The 2,070-nt window shown below is 37.9% G+C and carries 2 protein-coding genes; both read right to left on the bottom strand.

Translation table 11 applies throughout. The features are described 5' to 3' along the window. A partial coding sequence (locus AC1DOS_RS19705; RefSeq protein WP_477538848.1) for an ATP-binding protein occupies positions 1 to 499 on the bottom strand: 499 nt, incomplete at its 3' end. A gap of 10 nt (positions 500 to 509) precedes the next feature. After that, positions 510 to 1,730 (bottom strand): metallophosphoesterase family protein, encoded by a 1,221-nt coding sequence (locus AC1DOS_RS19710; RefSeq protein WP_477538849.1) that lies wholly within the window; start codon positions 1,728 to 1,730, stop codon positions 510 to 512. Positions 1,731 to 2,070: the final 340 nt, after the last annotated feature.

Consider the following 2,070-nt stretch of genomic DNA (forward strand, 5'->3'; position numbering starts at 1 on the left):
TCGCACGTTGCTCCAGTTTTGTAATAGCATCTACTCCAGTAGTGCCCGATGCGAGGAGTGTTCTGCTTAATTCTTCTTCTGTCATTTTGTCAAAGTGTTGTAATTGATGAATGGAAAACGAGAAAATCGACTCGAACGAAATGCGATCATAGCGATAAAGCACTTTTTTCAAAGCTTCTTCTTCACCTCTTGTCCCGTCCTCAAAGTATACGGTTACGTCACCTGCAGACTTCCCTTTAACACGTTCAATAACAACTTTTCCGAATTCTGTATGAGTAATATGCACTTGTCCACCGTGCCTACCTCCACCCTTTGGTTCGTATCTAAGTAACCCTTGATTTCGAAGTGGGAACCCAAACAGTACCGATAACAAGAACTGCTGAATGGTTGTCTTACCTGCTTCATTCCACCCAAAAAATACATTAATACCATCTTTAAGTTCAATCGTAGTATCTTCGTGTTGACCAAAACCATAAATCACAAGCTTGTCTATGCGCATATTAGGTTTTTCACTCCTTTACTACAAGCTCTTTTTGTAACAATGCACTGGCTTTTCTTCCAATAGTCTTATAGTCTTCTTCTGTTAATGGTTCCATGAATCGACTCAACCTAGGGTGTTGATAAACATCACTAACGATTTCTTTCCATTCTTTTGTGTTCCAATTATCCATTACTGAAATCACATTTTCTGTTAGTCCACTCGATTCCATTTCAAAAGTTTCTGAAGTTTCAAATGAAATTGACTGCACCCAAATTAAAGGGTCTCTCATTTCTTGGGTTTCTCGCACCATTGAAAGCCACTCATCCATGGGTGTACCGTCAAGCATTGCTAACGTATTCGCATCAACCTCGGTTAATTTCACTTCTAACACGCCCGCTCCATAATTGTTACGGAATTGATTAATAACATCTTCAATAGCTTCGAACCATTCATTGGCATGGACGATATCTTTACAAGAACATGTAACTTGTTCGTAAATAATTGCAGATGTAGGAATGAATGTTAGCTGTGCGTTTCCTTTTGTAAGTGTAACGTCATAAAAACCTTTTGGGCCTTTTTCATTCCGATGACGACTTTGAATGTTGCCTGAATAAACAATTGGTGGTTCCATATGTAAAACTTGTCGTTTATGAATATGACCAAGCGCCCAGTAATCATAATTTTTACTAATAAGTTCGTCTTTAGTGAAGGGCGCATAGACGTCATGTGTTTTATCTCCAGCCAAACTTCCGTGCAACATGCCAATGTGAATCGCATCGTTATTGTTTGCCTCTGAATAAGATGAAATCATAGACTCTTTAACATGACGTTCTTTATAGCTAAACCCACTTATGTAAACGTCTTGTTGTTGAATACGAATATGGACCTGTTCTGTTTTCTTTTGAAACACATGTACATTTGAAGGAAGTTGAAAGCGAGTCCATTTGCCACCAAGATGATCATGATTACCATGACAAATAAACACCGGAATTTGATGATTATTTAATTCTTCCATTCCTTGTTGAAACTTATGTTGTGCTCGTAAGCTACGGTCTTCCCCATCGTATATATCTCCTACGATAAGGATGAAATCCGGTTTTTCATGGACAGCAGATTGAATAAGTGTTTGGAAAGCATTGAACGTACTATCCCGAAGAGTTTTTAATTGATGCTCTGGCATCGACGTAATTCCTTTAAATGGACTGTCAAGATGCAAGTCGGCTACATGAAAAAAGCGAATGGATGTCATATGGGACCCTCCTTCAATAATCGAATACTTGTTCTTATTTTATCATTTGAACGGGTAAATTACTATCTTATGGAAGTATTATGATAAACACTCTTAATAGGGTAGATCGTTCGTAACAAATGTTAAAGAATGCTGTTGATATTACAAACAAACAAACAAGTACATTTGCGCTTAGCAGGGCGCATGAGCGTGAAGAATGAGACCCACAAGTATGTGGTWTTCATACTYGTTGGCTCATTCGAAGCGTGCAGCAAGCGTACATGTACGATAGACAACAGGATAGTTTAACAGAGCCTTTATTTTCAAAACATCTTATTAAAATTCAATTTAAGAAATATCA

The sequence above is a fragment of the Paenisporosarcina sp. P5_A11 genome (assembly GCF_056400705.1).